Source organism: Sorangium sp. So ce426 (assembly GCF_051475585.1).
Lineage (GTDB): Bacteria > Myxococcota_A > Polyangia > Polyangiales > Polyangiaceae > Sorangium > Sorangium cellulosum_B.
In genome coordinates, this window is sequence record NZ_CP150341.1 from 7,655,579 (window position 1) to 7,672,827 (window position 17,249).

At 71.3% G+C, this 17,249-nt stretch carries 14 protein-coding genes and 1 pseudogene; 8 read left to right on the forward strand and 7 right to left on the reverse strand.

The window, feature by feature from the left end:
• The first annotated feature begins 140 nt into the window (after positions 1–140).
• The 4 genes from WMF44_RS28370 (at position 141) to WMF44_RS28385 (ending at position 6,209) form a co-directional block, all read left to right on the forward strand.
• Entirely contained in the window at positions 141–1,736 is a 1,596-nt protein-coding gene (locus WMF44_RS28370) for a serine/threonine-protein kinase (RefSeq protein ID WP_437293171.1), read from the forward strand.
• 155 nt (positions 1,737–1,891) lie between these two features.
• A complete protein-coding gene (locus WMF44_RS28375) occupies positions 1,892–2,974 on the forward strand; it encodes a hypothetical protein (protein ID WP_437293172.1) in 1,083 nt (360 codons plus the stop codon).
• Between the two features lie 17 nt (positions 2,975–2,991).
• Positions 2,992–4,527 (forward strand): hypothetical protein, encoded by a 1,536-nt coding sequence (locus tag WMF44_RS28380; protein ID WP_437293173.1) that lies wholly within the window; start codon positions 2,992–2,994, stop codon positions 4,525–4,527.
• Between the two features lie 176 nt (positions 4,528–4,703).
• Positions 4,704–6,209 (forward strand): hypothetical protein, encoded by a 1,506-nt coding sequence (locus WMF44_RS28385; protein ID WP_437293174.1) that lies wholly within the window; start codon positions 4,704–4,706, stop codon positions 6,207–6,209.
• A gap of 45 nt (positions 6,210–6,254) precedes the next feature.
• Here the strand turns inward: WMF44_RS28385 and WMF44_RS28390 are convergent, their stop codons facing one another.
• The 4 genes from WMF44_RS28390 to WMF44_RS28405 form a co-directional block, all read right to left on the reverse strand.
• Positions 6,255–7,703, reverse strand: a complete 1,449-nt coding sequence (locus WMF44_RS28390) for a hypothetical protein (protein ID WP_437293175.1) — start codon at positions 7,701–7,703, stop codon at positions 6,255–6,257.
• A complete protein-coding gene (locus WMF44_RS28395; RefSeq protein WP_437293176.1) occupies positions 7,690–8,709 on the reverse strand; it encodes an ADP-ribosylation factor-like protein in 1,020 nt (339 codons plus the stop codon). The genes WMF44_RS28390 and WMF44_RS28395 overlap by 14 nt, the downstream gene beginning before the upstream one ends.
• Before the next feature lie 235 nt (positions 8,710–8,944).
• A complete protein-coding gene (locus WMF44_RS28400; protein ID WP_437293177.1) occupies positions 8,945–9,907 on the reverse strand; it encodes an L-lactate dehydrogenase in 963 nt (320 codons plus the stop codon).
• A gap of 123 nt (positions 9,908–10,030) precedes the next feature.
• A complete protein-coding gene (locus WMF44_RS28405) occupies positions 10,031–11,221 on the reverse strand; it encodes a mechanosensitive ion channel family protein (protein ID WP_437293178.1) in 1,191 nt (396 codons plus the stop codon).
• Between the two features lie 83 nt (positions 11,222–11,304).
• Between WMF44_RS28405 and WMF44_RS28410 the strand changes: the two genes are divergently transcribed.
• Positions 11,305–11,751, forward strand: coding sequence for a CoA-binding protein (locus WMF44_RS28410; protein WP_437293179.1), 447 nt, complete (start codon positions 11,305–11,307; stop codon positions 11,749–11,751).
• Between the two features lie 117 nt (positions 11,752–11,868).
• Here WMF44_RS28410 and WMF44_RS28415 read toward each other — a convergent pair whose 3' ends face one another.
• Positions 11,869–12,291: a cupin domain-containing protein gene (locus WMF44_RS28415; RefSeq protein ID WP_437293180.1), complete on the reverse strand. Its 423-nt coding sequence runs from the start codon at positions 12,289–12,291 to the stop codon at positions 11,869–11,871.
• A gap of 222 nt (positions 12,292–12,513) precedes the next feature.
• Here WMF44_RS28415 and WMF44_RS28420 point away from each other — a divergent pair, with 222 nt between their 5' ends.
• Complete coding sequence (locus WMF44_RS28420; RefSeq protein ID WP_437293181.1) at positions 12,514–13,551, forward strand: PA0069 family radical SAM protein; 1,038 nt, start codon at positions 12,514–12,516, stop codon at positions 13,549–13,551.
• 243 nt (positions 13,552–13,794) lie between these two features.
• Here the strand turns inward: WMF44_RS28420 and WMF44_RS28425 are convergent, their stop codons facing one another.
• On the reverse strand, positions 13,795–14,169 hold the full coding sequence (locus WMF44_RS28425; RefSeq protein WP_012237881.1) for a hypothetical protein: 375 nt from the start codon (positions 14,167–14,169) through the stop codon (positions 13,795–13,797).
• A 539-nt stretch (positions 14,170–14,708) separates the two neighbouring features.
• Here WMF44_RS28425 and WMF44_RS28430 point away from each other — a divergent pair.
• Entirely contained in the window at positions 14,709–16,019 is a 1,311-nt protein-coding gene (locus WMF44_RS28430; protein ID WP_437293182.1) for a cytochrome P450, read from the forward strand.
• Positions 16,020–16,082: 63 nt separating this feature from the next.
• On the opposite strand, the gene WMF44_RS28435 is transcribed toward WMF44_RS28430, so the two are convergent.
• Positions 16,083–16,592, reverse strand: a complete 510-nt coding sequence (locus WMF44_RS28435) for a helix-turn-helix domain-containing protein (protein WP_437293183.1) — start codon at positions 16,590–16,592, stop codon at positions 16,083–16,085.
• An 86-nt stretch (positions 16,593–16,678) separates the two neighbouring features.
• On the opposite strand from WMF44_RS28435, the pseudogene WMF44_RS28440 reads away from it, so the two are divergent.
• A pseudogene (locus tag WMF44_RS28440) lies at positions 16,679–17,243 on the forward strand (SDR family oxidoreductase).
• The last annotated feature ends 6 nt before the right edge of the window (positions 17,244–17,249 follow it).

The following is a 17,249-nucleotide window of genomic DNA, read 5'->3' on the forward strand; positions in this document are numbered from 1 at the left end:
GCGGCGAGCGTGGCACCGGACCCCCATCGATCGCGAGACACCTGCAGGGGAGCAACACCGCTGGACGTCGAGCTGCGTCCGGCGCGGCCTGCCCGATGCGGTCCGTTCGCGGCGCGCTGGCTCCGCCGCGAGAGGGGCGCATGTCGAGGCTGAAGACACACGGGCCCGACGCGGACGGGACGATCGCCGGCAAGTACAGGCTCGTCGAGAAGATCGGCGAGGGGGCCATGGGCTCCGTCTGGTCGGCGATCAACGTCGCCACCGGGCGCGAGGTGGCGCTCAAGCGGATGATCCGCTCGGAGCCGGAGCTCCGGCGGCGGCTCGAGCGGGAGGCGCGGAGCTGCGGGGCGCTCCGGCACCGGAACGTCGTCGACGTCTACGACATGGTCGAGACGGCCGACGGCGAGCCGTTCCTGGTGATGCAGCTGCTCTCGGGCGAGACGCTGGCCGAGCTCCTGGCGCGCAGGCGACGGGTCGAGCCGGAGCTCGGCGCCGCCATCGGCAGGGACGTCGCGCGAGGGCTCGCGGCGGCGCACGCGCTCCACATCGTCCACCGGGATCTGAAGCCCTCGAACATCTTCCTGCACCGGGAGCCCGGCGCGAGCGGGTGGATCGTCAAGGTGCTCGACTTCGGCGTCGCCAAGAACCTCTCGATCAACGACGGATTCCACACCATGCCAGGCGGGGCGGTCGGGTCTCCGCTGTACATGAGCCCGGAACAGGTCAGGGCGGACAGCGATATCGACCACCGCACCGATATCTGGACGCTCGGCGTCGTGCTCTTCGAGATGCTCACCGGAGAGCGGCCGTTCCGCGGGAACCCGACGGAGGTCTTCGCCGCCATCCTGACCGGCGAGATCCCTACCCTGGCGCGGACCCTGTGGCGCGTGGACGGGCGGCTCGTGGACATCGTCGCCCGCTGCATGCGGCGAGAGCGCGAAGAGCGGTTCAGGACGGCAGCGGAAGTGGCCGAGCTGCTCGACGAGATCGCAACGGCGAGACGACCGCTCCCCCGCACGCCCGGGGAGGCGCGCGAGACGACCGAGGCGGTACCGCCGCAGGCCATCGCGCAAACGCCGCACAGCCCGCAGACCTCGGCCGCGGGCAGCGCCACGGACACTGCGGCCACGGGGCAGGCCGCGCCAGGCCACCGGCGGGATCCCGGGAGCTCGACCACACCGGTGGTCACGAGTTCCTCCCGGATGAACCTCGCCAGCCGCGGCGCCGCGCCCGGGACGCCCGAGGCAGCGAGGCGCAGCGAGCGCCGGAGGCAGAATACCAGGGTCGCCGCCGCGGCCCCTGCGCTCGCGCTGTGGACGCTCGTCGCGATGGGGCTCGCCCTGTCGAAGCAATGCGCACCTCGCGCCGCCACACCTGCTCACGAGAGCTCCGGGTCGCCGTCGCCGGCGTGGCAACGCACGCCTGAATCCGGAGGGACGGCCGCGAGCCCAGCCCGGCCGGCCCCGGCGGATCCGGCGCGAGCCGACGGAGTCCCCGGGGCGACAACGGTGGATGGCGCGCGCCTTGCGCCTGAACCGCCTGCGCCGGCGCCGACATCGAATCAGCGTGCGCCCGCACCGTCCTCTGGCACGAGCGCGCAGGCGCAGCGCTCGCCGCGCCGGCCCTCGACCCGACAGCCGAAGGACGATCCTTGCGCAGGCGAGACAGGACTCCTGCGGACCCTCTGTCTCGACAACGAGGCGCGAACGCGCAGCCCCCGTGAGCCGCGGAGATGAGGAACGGCGAGCTCCAGAGCCCAGCGCTCTGGAGGACACCTTGGATCTGCCGCACCGCAAGGGCCGGCGCCGCGGTGAGATCAACGAGACGCGATGCCCCCGCGCCGCCCATGCACCGTCATGGACCCATGTCATCGACGTGCAGGAGGTACATCATGGTCAGTGTTCTGACGACATCTGGCCGGCACACGGCTGGAGCGGCGCTGGGCGCGATCCTCTGCGCCGCGGCCGTGGAGGCGGTCGCCTTCGCAGAGACCGGTGATGCGACCGGGGCGCCGCGCGACGACAGCACACGCGCGGCGCAGATCTACAGCGCAGGGGTCGCGGCGGCCAGGGAGGATCGCTGGCGGGACGCCTACGCCGCGTACCTCGAGGCGTGGACGCTCAAGCGACACTTCCAGATCGCGGCGAACCTCGCGCGGGCAGAGCTCAAGCTCGGAATGCACCGCGACGCCGCAGAGCACATCGCGTTCTTCCTGCGCGAGGCAGAGGGCGTGAGCGAGCTCGATCGCGCGCTCGGGCGGCAGATGCTCGAGGAGGCCAAGGCGAGGATCTCCACGCTCACGATCGTGGCGAGCCGACCAGGGGCCCTGGTGCTCGTCGACGGCGTCCCCGCGGGGACATCGCCGCTCGAGCGGGAGGTGTACGTCGAGCCGGGAAAGCGGATGATCGAGGCGCAGATCCAGGGTGAGCGCCCGGCGAAGATCTCGGTGGCGCTCGCGCCGGGAGCGTCGCAGGAGGTGGAGCTCAGCTTCGGTGAGCACGCTGCCGCTGCGGCGGCGATTCAACCCCTGACGCAGCAGCAACCCCGGACGCAGCAGCAGCGCCCGCCCCCGGCGCCGGATCGCAGGGCCGCCGGGCCCAGCACGACGCTCATCGCGGCGGGTGGCGCGGCCACGGGGCTTGCGCTGGGAACGGCGATCGTCGTGAGGATCATCGCGGATCGGAGCGCATGGTCGGGCAGCAACGCCGCGGTGCCCGGCGCGGACTCCTGTTATGTGAGCGGGCCTCCGTCGCTCGACTACGTGAGGTGTGGCGAGGTGGACCAGCACCGGATCAAGGCCGCGCGCATGTACAACCTCTCGACAGGGATCTTCGCCGGGGCCGGCGTGCTCGGCACGGCGACCGTGGGTTATGCGCTGTTCGGATTGTCTCGGGCCGACGGAAGACCGGCGGTGACGGCGGCTCCGATCGCGCTGGCGCCCGGGGCAGGAATTGCGCTGAACACGCGGTGGTGACGTGGAGGAGTGACATCATGCGCGCGGGTCTGTTCGACGAGGTTCATCGATTCCGATGTGCCGCCGTGCTCGCCACGTCGCTGCACGCGGTCGCATGCCAGGAGCCACCGGTGTGCCTGCACTGTGAGCCGATTCCGGATCCGACAGACGAGTGCGGCGTGTTTGCGAGCGCGAGCGCTGCGTCTAGCGGCGCCGGGACGCGCGACGCTCCCTACGCGCGCTTGCAAGAGGCGATCGACAACGCGAAGGGCGGGACGGTGTGCGCTTGCGCCGGCCATCCTTTCGCCGAGGCCGTGACGCTGCCCGCGGGGATCGAGGTGCGCGGGGACTTCACGTGCAATGGCGAGTGGAAGCAGAGCCCGGATGCGAAGAGCACCATCGCGGGGCCGGCGGGACAGGTCGCGCTCACCCTGACGGGTGACGCGGACGGGGCGAAGGTGCATGGATTCGTGATCTCCGCGGCGAGCGCGACGGAGCCGGGCGGGTCGTCCATCGCGGTCGCCGTGGCGGACATCGCGGCCGAGCTGAGCCACCTCGAGGTGCGGGCCGGCGACGGCATGCCCGGCGCCGACGGTGAGCCGGAGGCGACCGCGGCAGGCGCCGGGGGGGACGCTCCGGCAGAGGGCGCGCAGGCGCCGACGAATGCCTGTGTGCTTCCCGCGCGCGGCGGTGAGCCCGGAAGAATGACGTGCGGTGACGTGGTCACCGATGGGGGCGCGGGCGGGACCGGGGAGACGTGGCCCATCTCCGGGAATCTGCTCGCCACGCCCGCGCAACCTGGTGAGAATGGCAAGCCGCTCGCGGACACGCTGCCGAACGGATTTGGGGGCACGATCGACGCCTCGGGAACCCGCCAGGCCGGCATCGCCGGTGCCACGGGCGCCAGCGGGACGCCTGGCGAAGGCGGCCATGACCAAAGACTGACCCTCGCCGGCATCACGGACGGCGACGGCGCCCCCGGCCAGCCCGGCAAGCCAGGCCAGGGAGGCGGAGGGGGAGCTGGTGCACCCGTGCTGACACTCACCTGTTATTCTATATTCCCACCTGGGATTCCGATGCACAGCACCGCCCCGAGCGGTGGAGGTGGAGGCGCGGGCGGATGCGGCGGCAAGGGCGGCGCAGGCGGGAGAGCCGGCGGGTCCAGCATCGGGATCGTGAGCATCGGGACGAAGCTGAGCCTGGCCGATGTGACCGTCACCGTGGGTCATGGCGGCAAAGGAGGAATCGGGGCCGCAGGACAGAGCGGCGGAGAAGGGGGGCGCGGTGCGCCGGGCGGCACGAACCGGAACGATGCGAATGCGCCCGATAACGGGGCTGGTGGCAAGGGCGGTCGTGGCGGCGATGGCGGCCCCGGAGGCGGCGGGCGCGGCGGACATGCGATCGGCATCGCCTACGACGCCGCCCCTGCTGCCGTGCCGTCGTTGAACGAGTTCATCGCTGGAGAGCCGGGTGAAGGCGGTCCGGGAGGACTCGAGTCTTCATCCAATGCGGGCCACCCCGGCATCAGCGCCGCATGCTGGAGCTTCAGGACAGGGACGCGCTGCGCGCCGTGAGCCGCCGCCTGTCATCACGCCTCGAGCATAGCAGCGAGCGACGCCCCTATCGAAGTCCCCCCCATCCTACCGAGCGGAGCGTCGGTCCTCGTCGTGCATGAGCCCGGCGCACGTCGTTCGCTGAGCAGACGACAGTGACACGGAGGAGTGACTTCATGCGATGCAATCCGTTGGAGATGACTCGTCGATTCCGGTGCGCCGCCGTGCTCGCCGCTGCATTGTGCGCGACCGCGTGCCAGCAGGCGCGACTGTACGAGGAGCCTGTACGACCGACGCCGGAAGTCGGGTGCGACGTGTTCGCGAGCGCGAGCGCTGCGTCTGGAGGCGCAGGGACGCGCGACGCTCCCTACGCGCGCCTGCAAGAGGCGATCGACAACGCGAAGGGCGGGACGGTGTGCGCATGCGCCGGGCATCCGTTCGCCGAGGCCGTGACGCTGCCCGCGGGGATCGAGGTGCGCGGGGACTTCACGTGCAATGGCGAGTGGAAGCAGAGCCCGGATGCGAAGAGCACCATCGCGGGGCCGGCGGGACAGGTCGCGCTCACCCTGACGGGTGACGCGGACGGGGCGAAGGTGCATGGATTCGTGATCTCCGCGGCGAGCGCGACGGAGCCGGGCGGGTCGTCCATCGCGGTCGCCGTGGCGGACATCGCGGCCGAGCTGAGCCACCTCGAGGTGCGGGCCGGCGACGGCATGCCCGGCGCCGGCGGTGAGCCGGAGGCGACCGCGGCAGACGCCGGGGGGGACGCGCCGGCAGAGGGCGAGAACGCAGCGACGAATGCCTGCGTAGTTCCCGCGCGCGGTGGTGAGCCCGGACGGATGACGTGCGGCGACGTGGTCACCGATGGGGGCGCGGGCGGGATCGGGGAGACGTCGCCCCTTTCCCTGACTCTGCCCTCCACGCCCGCGCAGCCCGGTGAGGGCGGCAAGCCGCTCGCGAGCACGCCCCCGGACGGCTTCGGAGGCACGGTCGACGCCTCGGGAACCCGCCAGGCCGGCATCGCCGGTGCCGCTGGCGCCGGCGGGACGCCTGGCGAAGGCGGCCATGACGGGAGGCTGACCCTCGCCGGCATCACGGACGGCGACGGCGCCCCCGGCCAGCCCGGCAATCCGGGCCAGGGAGGCGGAGGGGGAGCTGGCGCACGCGTGCTGGGCATCGTTTGTACCTTCGTCGACGGGCGTCCGTCAGACGGCGCTGCCCCGGGCGGCGGGGGTGGAGGCGCAGGGGGATGCGGCGGCAGGGGCGGCGCCGGCGGGAGAGCCGGCGGGTCCAGCCTCGGAATCGTGAGCATCGGGACGAAGCTGAGCCTGGCCGATGTGACCGTCACCGTGGGTCATGGCGGCAAAGGAGGAATCGGTGCCGCAGGACAGAGCGGCGGAGACGGGGGGCGAGGTGCACCGGGCGGCACGAACCGGAACGATGCGAATGCGCCCGATAACGGGGCTGGTGGCAAGGGCGGTCGTGGCGGCGATGGCGGCCCCGGAGGCGGCGGGCGCGGCGGACATGCGATCGGCATCGCCTACGACGCCGCCCCTGCTGCCGTGCCGTCGTTGAAGGAGTTCATCGCTGGAGAGCCGGGTGAAGGCGGTCCGGGAGGACTCGAGTCGTCATCCAACGCAGGCCACGCCGGCGTCAGCGCCGCATGCTGGAGCTTCCAGACAGGGACGCGCTGCGCGCCGTGAGCCGCGGCCGCCACCGCGCAGCACACCTCGAGGAAAATCTATTTCCTATTTGAAGATGGGCGGGGTCTCGAAGACCGACTTCGGCGGCGTTCTGGGTCGTCCCCATCTCGTCGGCGCCCGTTGCGGCCCGCGGCCCTGCGCCGGCGGGCTTGCTTCCCCCTGCACCGGCGTCGCCTCCGGCAAGCTCGCAGCGGCCGGCGGCGGCGCGGCGGGGGCCGGCTCGCTCCCGGTCCTTGCCGCCCGCGGGGCCGCGACATCCGCGCTCCGCTCCGCCTGGCGCGGCTGATCCGACGGGACGCCGAGCACCGACGCCACCGCGGCCAGCGTCGCGCCGGCACCCAGGACCGCCGCCCTCCTGCCCCACGCCCGCGAACACGGCCTCTCCACCGTGCGCCGCCGTTCCTCCTGCTCGCCCTCCACCGCCGCGCCTCGCGCGCCGCCGCGCCCCGCGTCGGCCGCGACCCCCTCGCGTCGCTCGGCCTCGTCCCCCTCGCGCCGCTCGCCCTCGGCCTCCGCTCCCGTCCGCGCCGCGCCCCCGCCGGCGGACGGCGCGAGCTGCGCCGCATACCGCTCCCGCCAGCCCACGGCCCGCGGCGTCTCCGCGCCGTACGGCCTCGCGCCGAACACGTCGCGGGCGAGCTCCGCCTCGTCCTCTGGCACCTCCTCGATGCGCAGGAGCCGGCCCTTGCGATCCTCGGCCGCGACGTCGCGCTCGGCCACGAGCCGCACCGAGAGCCCGCCCGGGATATCCGCCTCTCGACCCGTCGTGATCGCGGTCCACCGGAGGTTCGACCGGAAGAGCACCGCCGCGAGCCGGGAAGCGACGCGCGCGATGGATCCGAACGGCTCGCCGTCGTCGTGGACGATCGCCACGCGCCTCGGCTGCGCGCCGGCGTCCGCGACCCACGCCCACGGCAGGTCGCTCCGCGGAAGGCGCGGGAGATCGCGAAATGCCTGCACATACCGCTCCACCACGCCGCGCACGCTGTCCGGGCGCTCCAGGACCGCGCGCACGTACGCCCGGTAGAACGCGTCCGCCGGCGAGCCCGCCTCGCCGCCCTCCATCGCCTGGCGGTGAAACGAGCCGATCGCCTCGAGCAGCGACGCGCGCCGCACCTCGCGATCGATCGCGAGGATCCCGTGGGCGAACGGCGGGTGCCCCCTCCCCGCGTGGTCCGTCGCGCCGCCGACCCGGAACGCGAAGAGCAGCGCGATCGCGCCGTGCCCCGCCTCGTGCTGGGTGTCGTCGCGCGAGAGGTTGCCGATGGCGAACGCGTGCGCGCCGCTCGTCTGCGGCTCGATGTACTTCATCAGCCGCGCGAGGTGGCTGAAGTGCGTCGGCGTCAGGGCGCCCTGGGGCACCTCGGGGCCGTACATGAAGTCGATCTGGTGCTCCGGGACGTTCCCGTGGAGCGCGTGGTACCAGGGCGCGTCGTCGCCGGCGCGGTAGCGCAGGGGCTCGTAGCCCGCGGCGGCTCCGTCACTTCTGCCCATTGAGCTCGACCTGCGGAGCTTGCGGGGGCGAGAGCCGCACCGTCTGCGACACCGCCGCCGGCGCGAGGACGTCCTGCTTGATCCGCTGGAGGAGCTGGCCGTCGTAGGCGTGCTTCGGCAGGATGCGCTCGACGAAGTGCGAGAACAGGTGGTGTGTGCCGTGGCCGTAGCTCGCGGATCCCACCAGCACCCGCGTGTCCACGTGGTTCTTGAACCGCTCGATCCCGTCGATCAGCGGCCGGTAGTGCTTGCGCGCCTCCGCCTCGATCTCGGCCGGCGTCCCGGCGAGGACGTCCGACTTGTTGATGAACAGGACGACGGCCTTGCACGCGGTCAGCGTCTTGGAGCCGAAGAAATAGCGCAGCGACTGAGGCTGGAACTCCCGGATCTGCTCCTCTATCCGGGCCGGATCCGCCTGCCGCGCGTCCTTGGCCGCGAGATCGACCACCATGAGGAGGCCATGGATCTCTTCCATCACGAGCTCGTGCTGGGCCTCGACGATGTGCTCTCCGCCCCAGTCGCCGATCTCGAAGATGTGCTCGGTCAGCTCGTCTTTGCTGGACACGTGGCTCACGGTCCGCTCATAACGCTCGATCTTCGTCCCTTGCAGCTTGCCGAGATCGACGAGGGGATTGGCCCACTTCAGCGTGAGCGACGTCTTCCCGGTCCCTTTGACGCCGAGGGTCAGGATCTTGTACCGCTTCTGCGTGATCTTGGGCCGGACGTCCAGCTCCCGTCTCAGCCACTCGATCTCCCGCTGCTGGGCGTCGAGCCAATCGACCTTCTGGCGCTCTTCGCTCCGGGCGCGCCCGAGCGACTCCCGGTCATGGGCGAGCTCCGCCCGCAGCCGGTCGAGCTCCGCGGTGGCTCGACGGAGGGCCTCTCCCTGCCTGTCCGCGTCGCGCAGCTGTCCTCTCAGCGAAGCCGTCCGGGCCGCCAGCCATGCCATGCCAGCGCCGCAGCCGAGCGTGCCGAGCCCGAAGAGGATCGAAAGATCGACGGTCATGTTCGCACCTCGCCCCCGCCCGACAGGTGGGCTGACGCGCGCCGCTCACGGCGGACGGCCCGCGCCCCGCCGCGGCGTCCAAGGGCTGAGTGCTATCACAGCGCGCCTCCACGACCAGCGGAGTCGGGCGGTCGCGTCGCGATCGAGGCGCCGTGTCCCGAACGTCGCGCGCGCGTCGACTTCGCGCGCGGGCTGGCGTCGCGCGTCGCGCGGCGCCCGGCCGCACGGGATCGCCTCAGAATCTGAGCGATCGGATCGCCTTGCGGATCGTGTCCGCGCTGGCCCGGACGCCGGCCTCCTCCTCGGGGCTCATCGGTATGGGCAGCTGTGACTCGACGCCGGACCGGTTCACGATGCACGGCACGCTCAGGCAGACATCGTCGATCCCGCGATAGCCGCTCAGCAGGCTGCTGACGGGCAGCACGCGGTTCTCGTCGCGGAGCAGGGCTTCCAGGATCTTGGCGGTCGCGAGGCCGATAGCGTAGTTCGTCGCGCCCTTGCCGGAGATCACCTGGGCGGCGGCGTTCTTCACGTCGGAGAAGATCTCCGCCCGGTCGCTCGCGCCGAGCGCGCCGTGGCCGGGCACGGACCACGCGTCGAGCGGGATGTTCGCCACGCTCGCGCTGCTCCACAGCGGCACCTCGCTGTCCCCGTGCTCTCCCGCGATGTACGCGTGGACGTTCTGCACGGCCACGTCGAGCTGCCTCGCGATGAGGAACCTGAACCGGCTGCTGTCGAGCACCGTGCCGCTGCCGATCACCCGGGCGGGCGGGAGGCCTGTCAGCTTGAGCGTGACATACGTGATCACGTCGACCGGGTTGGTGACGAGCAGGTAGAGCGCGTCCGGCGCGACGGCCAGGAGCCTCGGCAGCAGCTCGCGGCATATCGCGACGTTCGCGGTGGCGAGGTCCATCCGGCTCTGCCCGGGCTTCTGCTTCGCGCCGGCGGTGATCACGACGACGTCCGCCCCGCGGCAGACCTCGACGTCATCGCTGCCATCGAGCGTGGCCGCCGGGACGAACTGCAGCCCATGGTTGAGGTCGAGCACCTCGGCGCCGACCTTGGCCCGGTTCACGTCGAACAGGGCGATCTGCTTCGCCACGCCGCGGAGCAGGCACGCATAGGCGATCGTCGCGCCGACGCTGCCAGCCCCCACGATCGCGACCTTGCTGGGAGAGACGGATTGCTCGTCAGGCATACCGCCGGGGTACCGCGGCGGGGCGGGTGCACCAAGGCAAATCGGGCCGCTGAGCCCGCGCGGGCTCAGCGGTGACCGTCCGGCGCCGGGGCGGCCGGCGCCACGACCTGAGCCCGCGCGGGCTCAGCGGTGACCGTCCGGCGCCGGGGCGGCCGGCGCCACGACGATCGCCGGCAGGACCGCCGGCGCCGCCCTCGGGTCGGCGGCGGGCACCGCGGCGCCGGCGGGCCATCCGGCGCCCTCTGCGAGCCCCGGGGCGCCAGCCGGGGGCCGTATCTCGATGGCGAGGGCCGGCTGCGCCGCGGCGGGGCTGAGCGCCACGCCCTCGTCGCGGCACGCGCGGAAGAACGCCTTCATGACCTCGGACTCCAAGAGATCGTGGCGCTCGAAGTCGGCGATCCAGAACTTGATGACGTAGCGCTGGAAGAGCGGCGTGACGGCGGCGAGCCAGAGCCTGGGCGCGGGCTGGCGCAGCACCTCGGGCACCTCGCTGCAGGCGCGCTGCGCGGCGCGCTCCACGGCCTCGGGCGGGGCGGCGAGCGCGACGAGCATCTCGATGTTGCGCGCGCAGTTCCGGTCCGGCGCGCAGAAGTTCTGGACGCGCGCCTTGGCGATGATCGAGTTCGGCAGGATCACCACGTCTCCGGAGAACGTCCGGAGGCGCGTGGAGCGCCACCCCACGTAGATCACCTGCCCCTCGACCCCGTCGACGAGGATCCAGTCCCCGACGCCGAACGAGCGCTCGGAGTGCAAGGCGAGCCCGGCGAACAGGTTGCCCAGGGTGTCCTGCAGCGCCAGGCCGAGGACCACCGTGATGACGGTCGAGGTCGCGAGCAGCGGCACGAGGTCGACCCCGGTGACCGCGCCGACGATCGAGAGGCCGGCGACCAGGTAGAGGATCGTGAGCAGGAGGTGCCGCACCAGCGCCGGGAGCAGCACCTTCCGGCGCTCGGCGAGCCAGTAGTCGATGATCAGGGTCTCGGCGATCTCGATGGCGAGGTACGCGGCGAGGGTGAGCTCCAGGAGGAGCACGCCCTTGTGGAGCGTGGGCAGCTCTCCCCCGCGGAGGGAGATGAACGCGTGCAGCGCGAGCAGCGCGACGAGCATGCGCGCCGGCAGCCGCATGCGGCGGACCAGGAGGTCGTCCAGCGACGTCTGCGTGGCGCCCGCGAGGCGCGAGAGCGAGGCGAAGACCAGGCGGTAGACGACGAAGCCGAGCGCGAGGACGGAGGCCGAGATCGCCAGCGCGACGGGCATCGAGGCGGGAGAGCGGATGAGGTCGGCCCAGAGCGCGGGGAGCCGGTCGAGGTTCACGCGGCCGAGTCTGCCACAACTCTGCCACGACCCGCGCGCGGGGATCCGTCGCCGAGCCGCGCCCGGGGGCGTAGACTCCCTCCATGGACGACATTCGCGATATAAGCGACGACGACGCCCGGGTGGCGGAGCTGGTGCGCTCGGCGCGGCGGGTCGCCGTGCTCGGCATCAAGACCGAGGCGCAGTCGGATCAGCCAGCGTTCTACGTGGCCAGCTATCTGCAGGGCGCGGGAGTGGAGGTGCTCCCGGTCCCTGTCTACTACCCTGACGTGAAGACCATCCTCGGCCAGCAGGTCTATCGCCGGGTGGCCGACATCCCGGGCCCCATCGACATCGTCGATGTCTTCCGGCGGGGCCAGGACGTCGCCGGGCACCTCGACGACCTGCTCGCCGCCCGGCCGCGCGCCGTCTGGCTGCAGAGCGGCATCCGGAACGACCAGGTCGCCGAGCGGCTGGTCGAGGCGGGCATCCTGGTCGTGCAGGACCGCTGCCTGATGGTGGAGCACCGCCGCCACGCAGGGCAGGGCTGAGGCGTCGAACGTCGTCGAGGACATCGACTTCCTCGGCGACTCCCATCCACCGCGCGCTGCGGCGGCCCGGCGCGGCTCGGCCCCGGGTTGTCGGACGGCGGGCTCGGCGTGGGGCGACTACACCGCGCGGTGCTGCGTCCCCTTGCCGAACGTGATCGCCAAGAAATCCCCCGGCTCGTGGACGATCATCCGGTGCCACACCCCTTGCGGCACCGTGCACGCCGTCCCCGCGCGCAGCGCGACCACCCGCTCGCCGCCCTGGTCCTGCAGCACCACGTCGATCGCGCCCGAGAGGAGGTACAGGATCTCGTCCCCGGCCGGGTGCATCTCCCACCGGGCCGTGTCCTCGGCCATGTGAAACCGCGTCACGAGCCAGCCATCCACGCGCTTGACCCGCCGGATGTCGGCGCCCGCCGGCTCGTCGGACATGAGCTCTTGCCAGAACGTCGGCTTCACCTCGATCTGCAGCGCATCCCCCGCGTCCGCGAGGTGCAGGTACGTGCTGCGGAGATCGAACCCAGGCTGTCTCGGCTCGGCCATCTTTCCCTCCCCCGTCTCGACTGAGGGCGTCCATGCCAGCAGGGCTCCCCCACCGCGTCAATCCGCTCTTCCCGCCGTGGCCTCCCCGCCGGCGCGACCGGTGCGTCCCAGGCGCCCCGACGGAGCCCGCCGGGCTCTACTGAACAAACGCTCCCATCCCGACCGGGACGCGCTAGACTGCGCTCGCCGCGCTCGCCTCTTCGCCCCGGAGTACTCCGCACCATGCCGCGCCCCGTGAACAACCCTCCGAACCCATGGTCGTCGACGCAGGTCGAGTACCTCGAAGAGGCGCCCCCGGCGACGCTGCAGATCTTCGAGGAGCAGGCCCGCTCCATCGTGACCGCGAACGACAGCCCCGATCTTCCATTCCGGTACAGCGTCAACCCGTACCGGGGCTGCCTCCACGCGTGCGCGTACTGCTATGCCCGGCCGTCGCACCAGTACCTCGGGTGGGGCGCCGGGACGGATTTCGACCGCAAGATCGTGGTCAAGTCGAATGCGCCCGAGCTGCTCGAGAAGGAGCTCAACAAGCCGAGCTGGCAGGGAGACACGATCGTGTTCTCGGGCAACGTCGATTGCTACCAGCCGCTCGAGGCGAGCTACGAGCTCACCCGCCGCTGCCTCGAGGTGTGCCTCGCGTTCAGGAACCCGGTCGGGCTCATCACGAAGGGCGCGCTCGTGCGGCGCGACGCCGCGCTGCTCGGCGAGCTTTCGCGCCGGGCGCGCGCCCGGGTCCATTTCAGCATCCCGTTCGCCGACGACGCGGTGGCGCGCAAGATGGAGCCGTATGCGAGCCGCTCGTCGCTGCGCTTCGAGGCGATGCGGGCGCTCTCCGACGCGGGGGTGCCGACGGGGATCTCGCTGTCGCCGATGATCCCCGGCCTGAACGACAGCGATGTCCCGGAGCTCCTGGAGCGCGCCCGGGCCGCTGGCGCGGAGAGCGCGTTCATGATGCCGCTGCGCCTGCCGCGCGAGGTGCTCCCGGTCTTCGACGAGCGCCTCGAGGAGGCCTTCCCGGACCGCGCCGCCAAGGTCCGCCGCGGCATCCAGGAGATGCGCGGCGGCAAGATGAACGAGGCCGCCTTCGGCGCGCGCTTCCAGGGCGCGGGCCCGCGCTGGGCGGCGATCCAGCGGCTCTTCGAGGTCCACTGCCAGCGACTCGGGCTCAACGTGGCGCGCGGCAGCGGCGAGTACATCGAGCGAGAGGGCGAGTCGACGTTCAGGCGGCCGAGCCGGCAGGGAACGCTGTTCGACCTGTGAAGGTGGAGAGGATGACCGCGCCGAACGCCCAAGCCGCCGAGGTGAATGACCGCATGCCGCTGGTGATGCCGCCGGAGCTCTACCAAGGGTGGTTGGAGCCGCAGGCCGACACGAGGCCGAAGCAGGGTTAACCCCCCAGCAGGAGCTGTTCCAGGCGCCTCAGAAGAAAGCACCGCGAGCGCGATGAACCTCCGGTCTCACGCGACCGTCGTCGCGGCGGCAGCGCCCCATCGACATGCCCGATCACGATCCGGGCGGACGGAGCTGCTTGCGAACCTTCTTGATGAAGGTCTGGGTGCACTTTCCGTGGGTGGCCTCATGCTCCATGATCTCGAGCGTGAGCTTGGCCTTCGTCCCGCTGGAGAGATGAGCAGCCGCGTTCACCTCCCTGGCGAGCTGGATGCCCTCCAGCGACGCAGGTCCCTCCGGCTTCTGGACGGCCGCCTGCTTGTTCGGCTGCCGGAAGTGGGAAGGCTTCGTCTTGGTGACGTCGCGGAAGCCCGTGTCGTCCGAGCGCCGGCCGGTGCCGTGGCAGCCCGGACAGGTGGCGGTGGTGCCGGAGAACGAGTTGGCGATGCGGCCGTCGCCGCCGCAGATGCCGCAGGATTCACCAGCCATGAGCCTGGCCCTCGGGTCGGGGCAGGTGCTTCGGGTCCTTCATGCCCGAGAGCATACAGCCGATCGTGGCTCGTGGAAGCTTCGCCTGGGGTGGTCCTCCATTTTGTGCGTTGCGGCTGTGCGCCGCGTCGCGCGGCGCGGCGTGATCCGCGTCGTTTGGCTCGCCCCCGCGCAGGGGTGAGCGGGACGCCGCGAACCCATCCGGGTGGGCTGGCTCGTCCACGCGAGACATGGGTCGCACCCACCTGGAGACCGTGGATGCCAACCGTCAGCGACGGCAACCGGACACGGACTCCGTACGTCATGCCAGCCCCCGGTCGTTGCCGGGAAATTCCTGACAGGTTCGAATGGCTTTGCGCGGGCTATCCTCGCGTGGCCGCTCGGCCACCTGCGCCTGCGTGGCGCGCCGATCACGTCAACTCAAGGGGACGGGGCATGAAAGACTTGACAGCTGCGAAGCCGTTTGGGTGTTCTATCCCCACACAGCGATGCCAATTCAGAGCGCCCAAGCTGGCAGTACAATCGAAGGAACGCGCCCCATGACCACTTTGCCCAAAGGTCCCACCAACAGCATCCTGATGAACGTGCAGGGGCTCATGGACCCGATCGGCTACACGCTGCGCATGCGGGAGCGCTACGGCGATCCGATGTCGCTCCCGAAGATGGACGGCAAACCGGTGCTGGCCACCGGCAGCGTGGAGGGTCTGCGCGCCCTGTTCGCGGTGCCGCCGGAGACCTTGGACCAGATGCTGGGCAAGAGCTTCACCGCGGCGATGGGAGAGTCGTCGCTGTTCGCGCTCTCGGGCGCGCGGCACACGGCCATGCGCAAGCTGCTCATGCCGCCGTTTCACGGGCAGCGCATGCGCCTGTATGGGAAGCAGATCTGCGACCTGGCCCTGCAGCACTCCCGGGACCTCAAGCCGGGTCTGGAGCTGGTGGCGCAGGACCTCATGCAGACGATCTCGCTGCAGACGATCATCCACATCGTGTTCGGAGTCACTGCGCCGGCGGAAGCGGCGCGCCTCGAGAAGCTGCTCGAGGATCTGCGCAAGAGCTTCTCCCTCGGCCTGACCGTCACCCTCATGATTCCGTGGCTGCGCCAGGAGTTCCGGGGCGTCGGCCCGTGGGCGCGCAGGCAGCGCGCGATCCGGGACCTGCGCAGCTTCCTCGATCCGGAGCTCGCCCGCCGCCGCGCCGATCCCGCCGAGCGCACCGATATCCTGAGTCTGCTCCTGGAAGCCCGCCAGGAAGACGGGACGGCGCTGAGCGACCAGGAGATCTTCGAGCAGCTGCACACGCTGCTCTTCGCGGGGCACAGCACGACCGCGGGCGCGCTCACCTGGGCGCTCTATTTTCTCGGAAACGCGCCAGCCGTATTGCGCCGGCTGCGGCACGAGCTGACGGCGCTGGGCGCGGATCCGGAGCCCGACGCGCTGGCCAAGGCGCCGTATCTGGAAGCGGTATGTAACGAGACGCTGCGCCTGCGCCCGTCCAGCCCGGGGGTGGGACGCAAGCTGAATGCGCCGATGCAGATCGCGGGCCACGAGTTGCCGGCCGGAGCAGGCGTGTTCGCGCAAATCATCTGGGCCCACCACGATCCCGCTGTATTTCCGGAGTCGGCGGTGTTTCGCCCCGAGCGATTCCTGGAGCGAACCTATTCCCCCTTCGAATTCCTTCCGTTCGGCGGCGGGAATCGTCGCTGCATCGGGGCCGCCTTCGCGCTGTACGAGATGAAGCTGATCCTGGGCACGCTGCTGCGGCGCTACAGCTTCGAGCTCGTGTCCACGAAGCCGGTGCGGGTGGGGCTTCAGGGTCTGCCCGGCGCGCCGGTGCGCGTGATCGTCCGTTGATGCATTCGCAGCGAATTCCACTGAGCTGCGCCGACGTCCCTCTCCCCGCGGGCGGAGGCGCGCTCACCCCACGGCGCGCGCGAGCTGTCCCGGCGTGATGCCGACGATGCGCTTGAAATGCCGGTTGAGCTGGCTCTGGTCGTAGAGGCCGACGCGCGCGGCGATCTCGGACGGCGGCACGCCCCGCGTGAGGAGCGCTCGGGCGCGACCGATGCGCAGCTGCGTCACGTAGGCATGCGGCGTCACGCCGAGCTGGTCGCGAAGCGCGCGGATGAGCTGGAACTTGTCGAGCCCCACGTGCAGAGCGATCTCGTCGAGGGAGAGCGCGGTGACGAAGCGCTCACGGATGAGCTCGAATGCGCGGCGCAGGGGGGGCGCCCCAGGCGTACGGGCGCCCGCGCCCGGCGTGGCCCGGGCTGGTGAGCGCGACGACGGAGCGCAGCGACTCGGCGAGCGCGGTCTGCCAAGCCGCGCCGGCGGAGGGTGGACATCCTCCGTCCCGAGGTCGCAGGCGCTCCGCTGCCCTTCTCGACGCGCGGCGGAGCGCCTCGGCGCCGCGCGCTGGCATGACATGGCCTGTCGCTCATCAGGCCCACAGATCCGGAGCGAATCCTATGGGACGGTTGCAAGACAAAGTCGCGCTCATCACGGGTGGAAACATGGGGATCGGCAAGGCCGCAGCGCTGCTGTTCGCCCAGGAAGGCGCCAAGGTGGTCATCGCCGCTCGCGTTCAACAATGCAGGCGTGGAGCAGGTCGTCAAGAGCCTGCCCGAGCTCGAGGAGGACGAGTGGGATCGCGTGATCGACATCAACCTGAAGGGCGTCTTCCTGTCGATGAAGTTCCAGATCCCGGCGATGCTCAAGGCCGGCGGGGGCGCGATCGTCAACACGTCCTCCGTCGGAGGCCTCGTGGCGACGCCTGGTCTGTCCGCGTACGTGACGTCGAAGCACGGCGTCATCGGGCTGACCAAGGTCGCGGCCATCGATTTCGCTGCTCGCAACGTGCGGGTGAACGCGATTTGCCCCGGGGGCACGCGCACCGCGATGTTCGACAGGTGGATAAAGGACGGGGCCGTGGAGCAACACGTCCTCGCGAGCCACCCGATCCGCCGGTTCGCCGACCCGATCGAGCCGGCTCGGGTGGCCCTCTTCCTGGCGAGCGACGAAGCGTCGTTCGTGACCGGGGTCGCTCTGCCCATCGACGGCGGGCTCGTCGCGGCCTGACACGGC

What these genes read in the sequence shown, in the direction of transcription:
- WMF44_RS28395 (WP_437293176.1), bottom strand. Translation starts at nt 8,709, where the DNA reads ATGACCGTCGATCTTTCGATCCTCTTCGGGCTCGGCACGCTCGGCTGC.
- WMF44_RS28435 (WP_437293183.1), bottom strand. Translation starts at nt 16,592, where the DNA reads ATGTCATGCCAGCGCGCGGCGCCGAGGCGCTCCGCCGCGCGTCGAGAA.
- WMF44_RS28385 (WP_437293174.1), top strand. Translation starts at nt 4,704, where the DNA reads ATGACTCGTCGATTCCGGTGCGCCGCCGTGCTCGCCGCTGCATTGTGC.
- WMF44_RS28415 (WP_437293180.1), bottom strand. Translation starts at nt 12,291, where the DNA reads ATGGCCGAGCCGAGACAGCCTGGGTTCGATCTCCGCAGCACGTACCTG.
- WMF44_RS28370 (WP_437293171.1), top strand. Translation starts at nt 141, where the DNA reads ATGTCGAGGCTGAAGACACACGGGCCCGACGCGGACGGGACGATCGCC.
- WMF44_RS28420 (WP_437293181.1), top strand. Translation starts at nt 12,514, where the DNA reads ATGCCGCGCCCCGTGAACAACCCTCCGAACCCATGGTCGTCGACGCAG.
- WMF44_RS28380 (WP_437293173.1), top strand. Translation starts at nt 2,992, where the DNA reads ATGCGCGCGGGTCTGTTCGACGAGGTTCATCGATTCCGATGTGCCGCC.
- WMF44_RS28375 (WP_437293172.1), top strand. Translation starts at nt 1,892, where the DNA reads ATGGTCAGTGTTCTGACGACATCTGGCCGGCACACGGCTGGAGCGGCG.
- WMF44_RS28410 (WP_437293179.1), top strand. Translation starts at nt 11,305, where the DNA reads ATGGACGACATTCGCGATATAAGCGACGACGACGCCCGGGTGGCGGAG.
- WMF44_RS28400 (WP_437293177.1), bottom strand. Translation starts at nt 9,907, where the DNA reads ATGCCTGACGAGCAATCCGTCTCTCCCAGCAAGGTCGCGATCGTGGGG.
- WMF44_RS28425 (WP_012237881.1), bottom strand. Translation starts at nt 14,169, where the DNA reads ATGGCTGGTGAATCCTGCGGCATCTGCGGCGGCGACGGCCGCATCGCC.
- WMF44_RS28390 (WP_437293175.1), bottom strand. Translation starts at nt 7,703, where the DNA reads ATGGGCAGAAGTGACGGAGCCGCCGCGGGCTACGAGCCCCTGCGCTAC.
- WMF44_RS28430 (WP_437293182.1), top strand. Translation starts at nt 14,709, where the DNA reads ATGACCACTTTGCCCAAAGGTCCCACCAACAGCATCCTGATGAACGTG.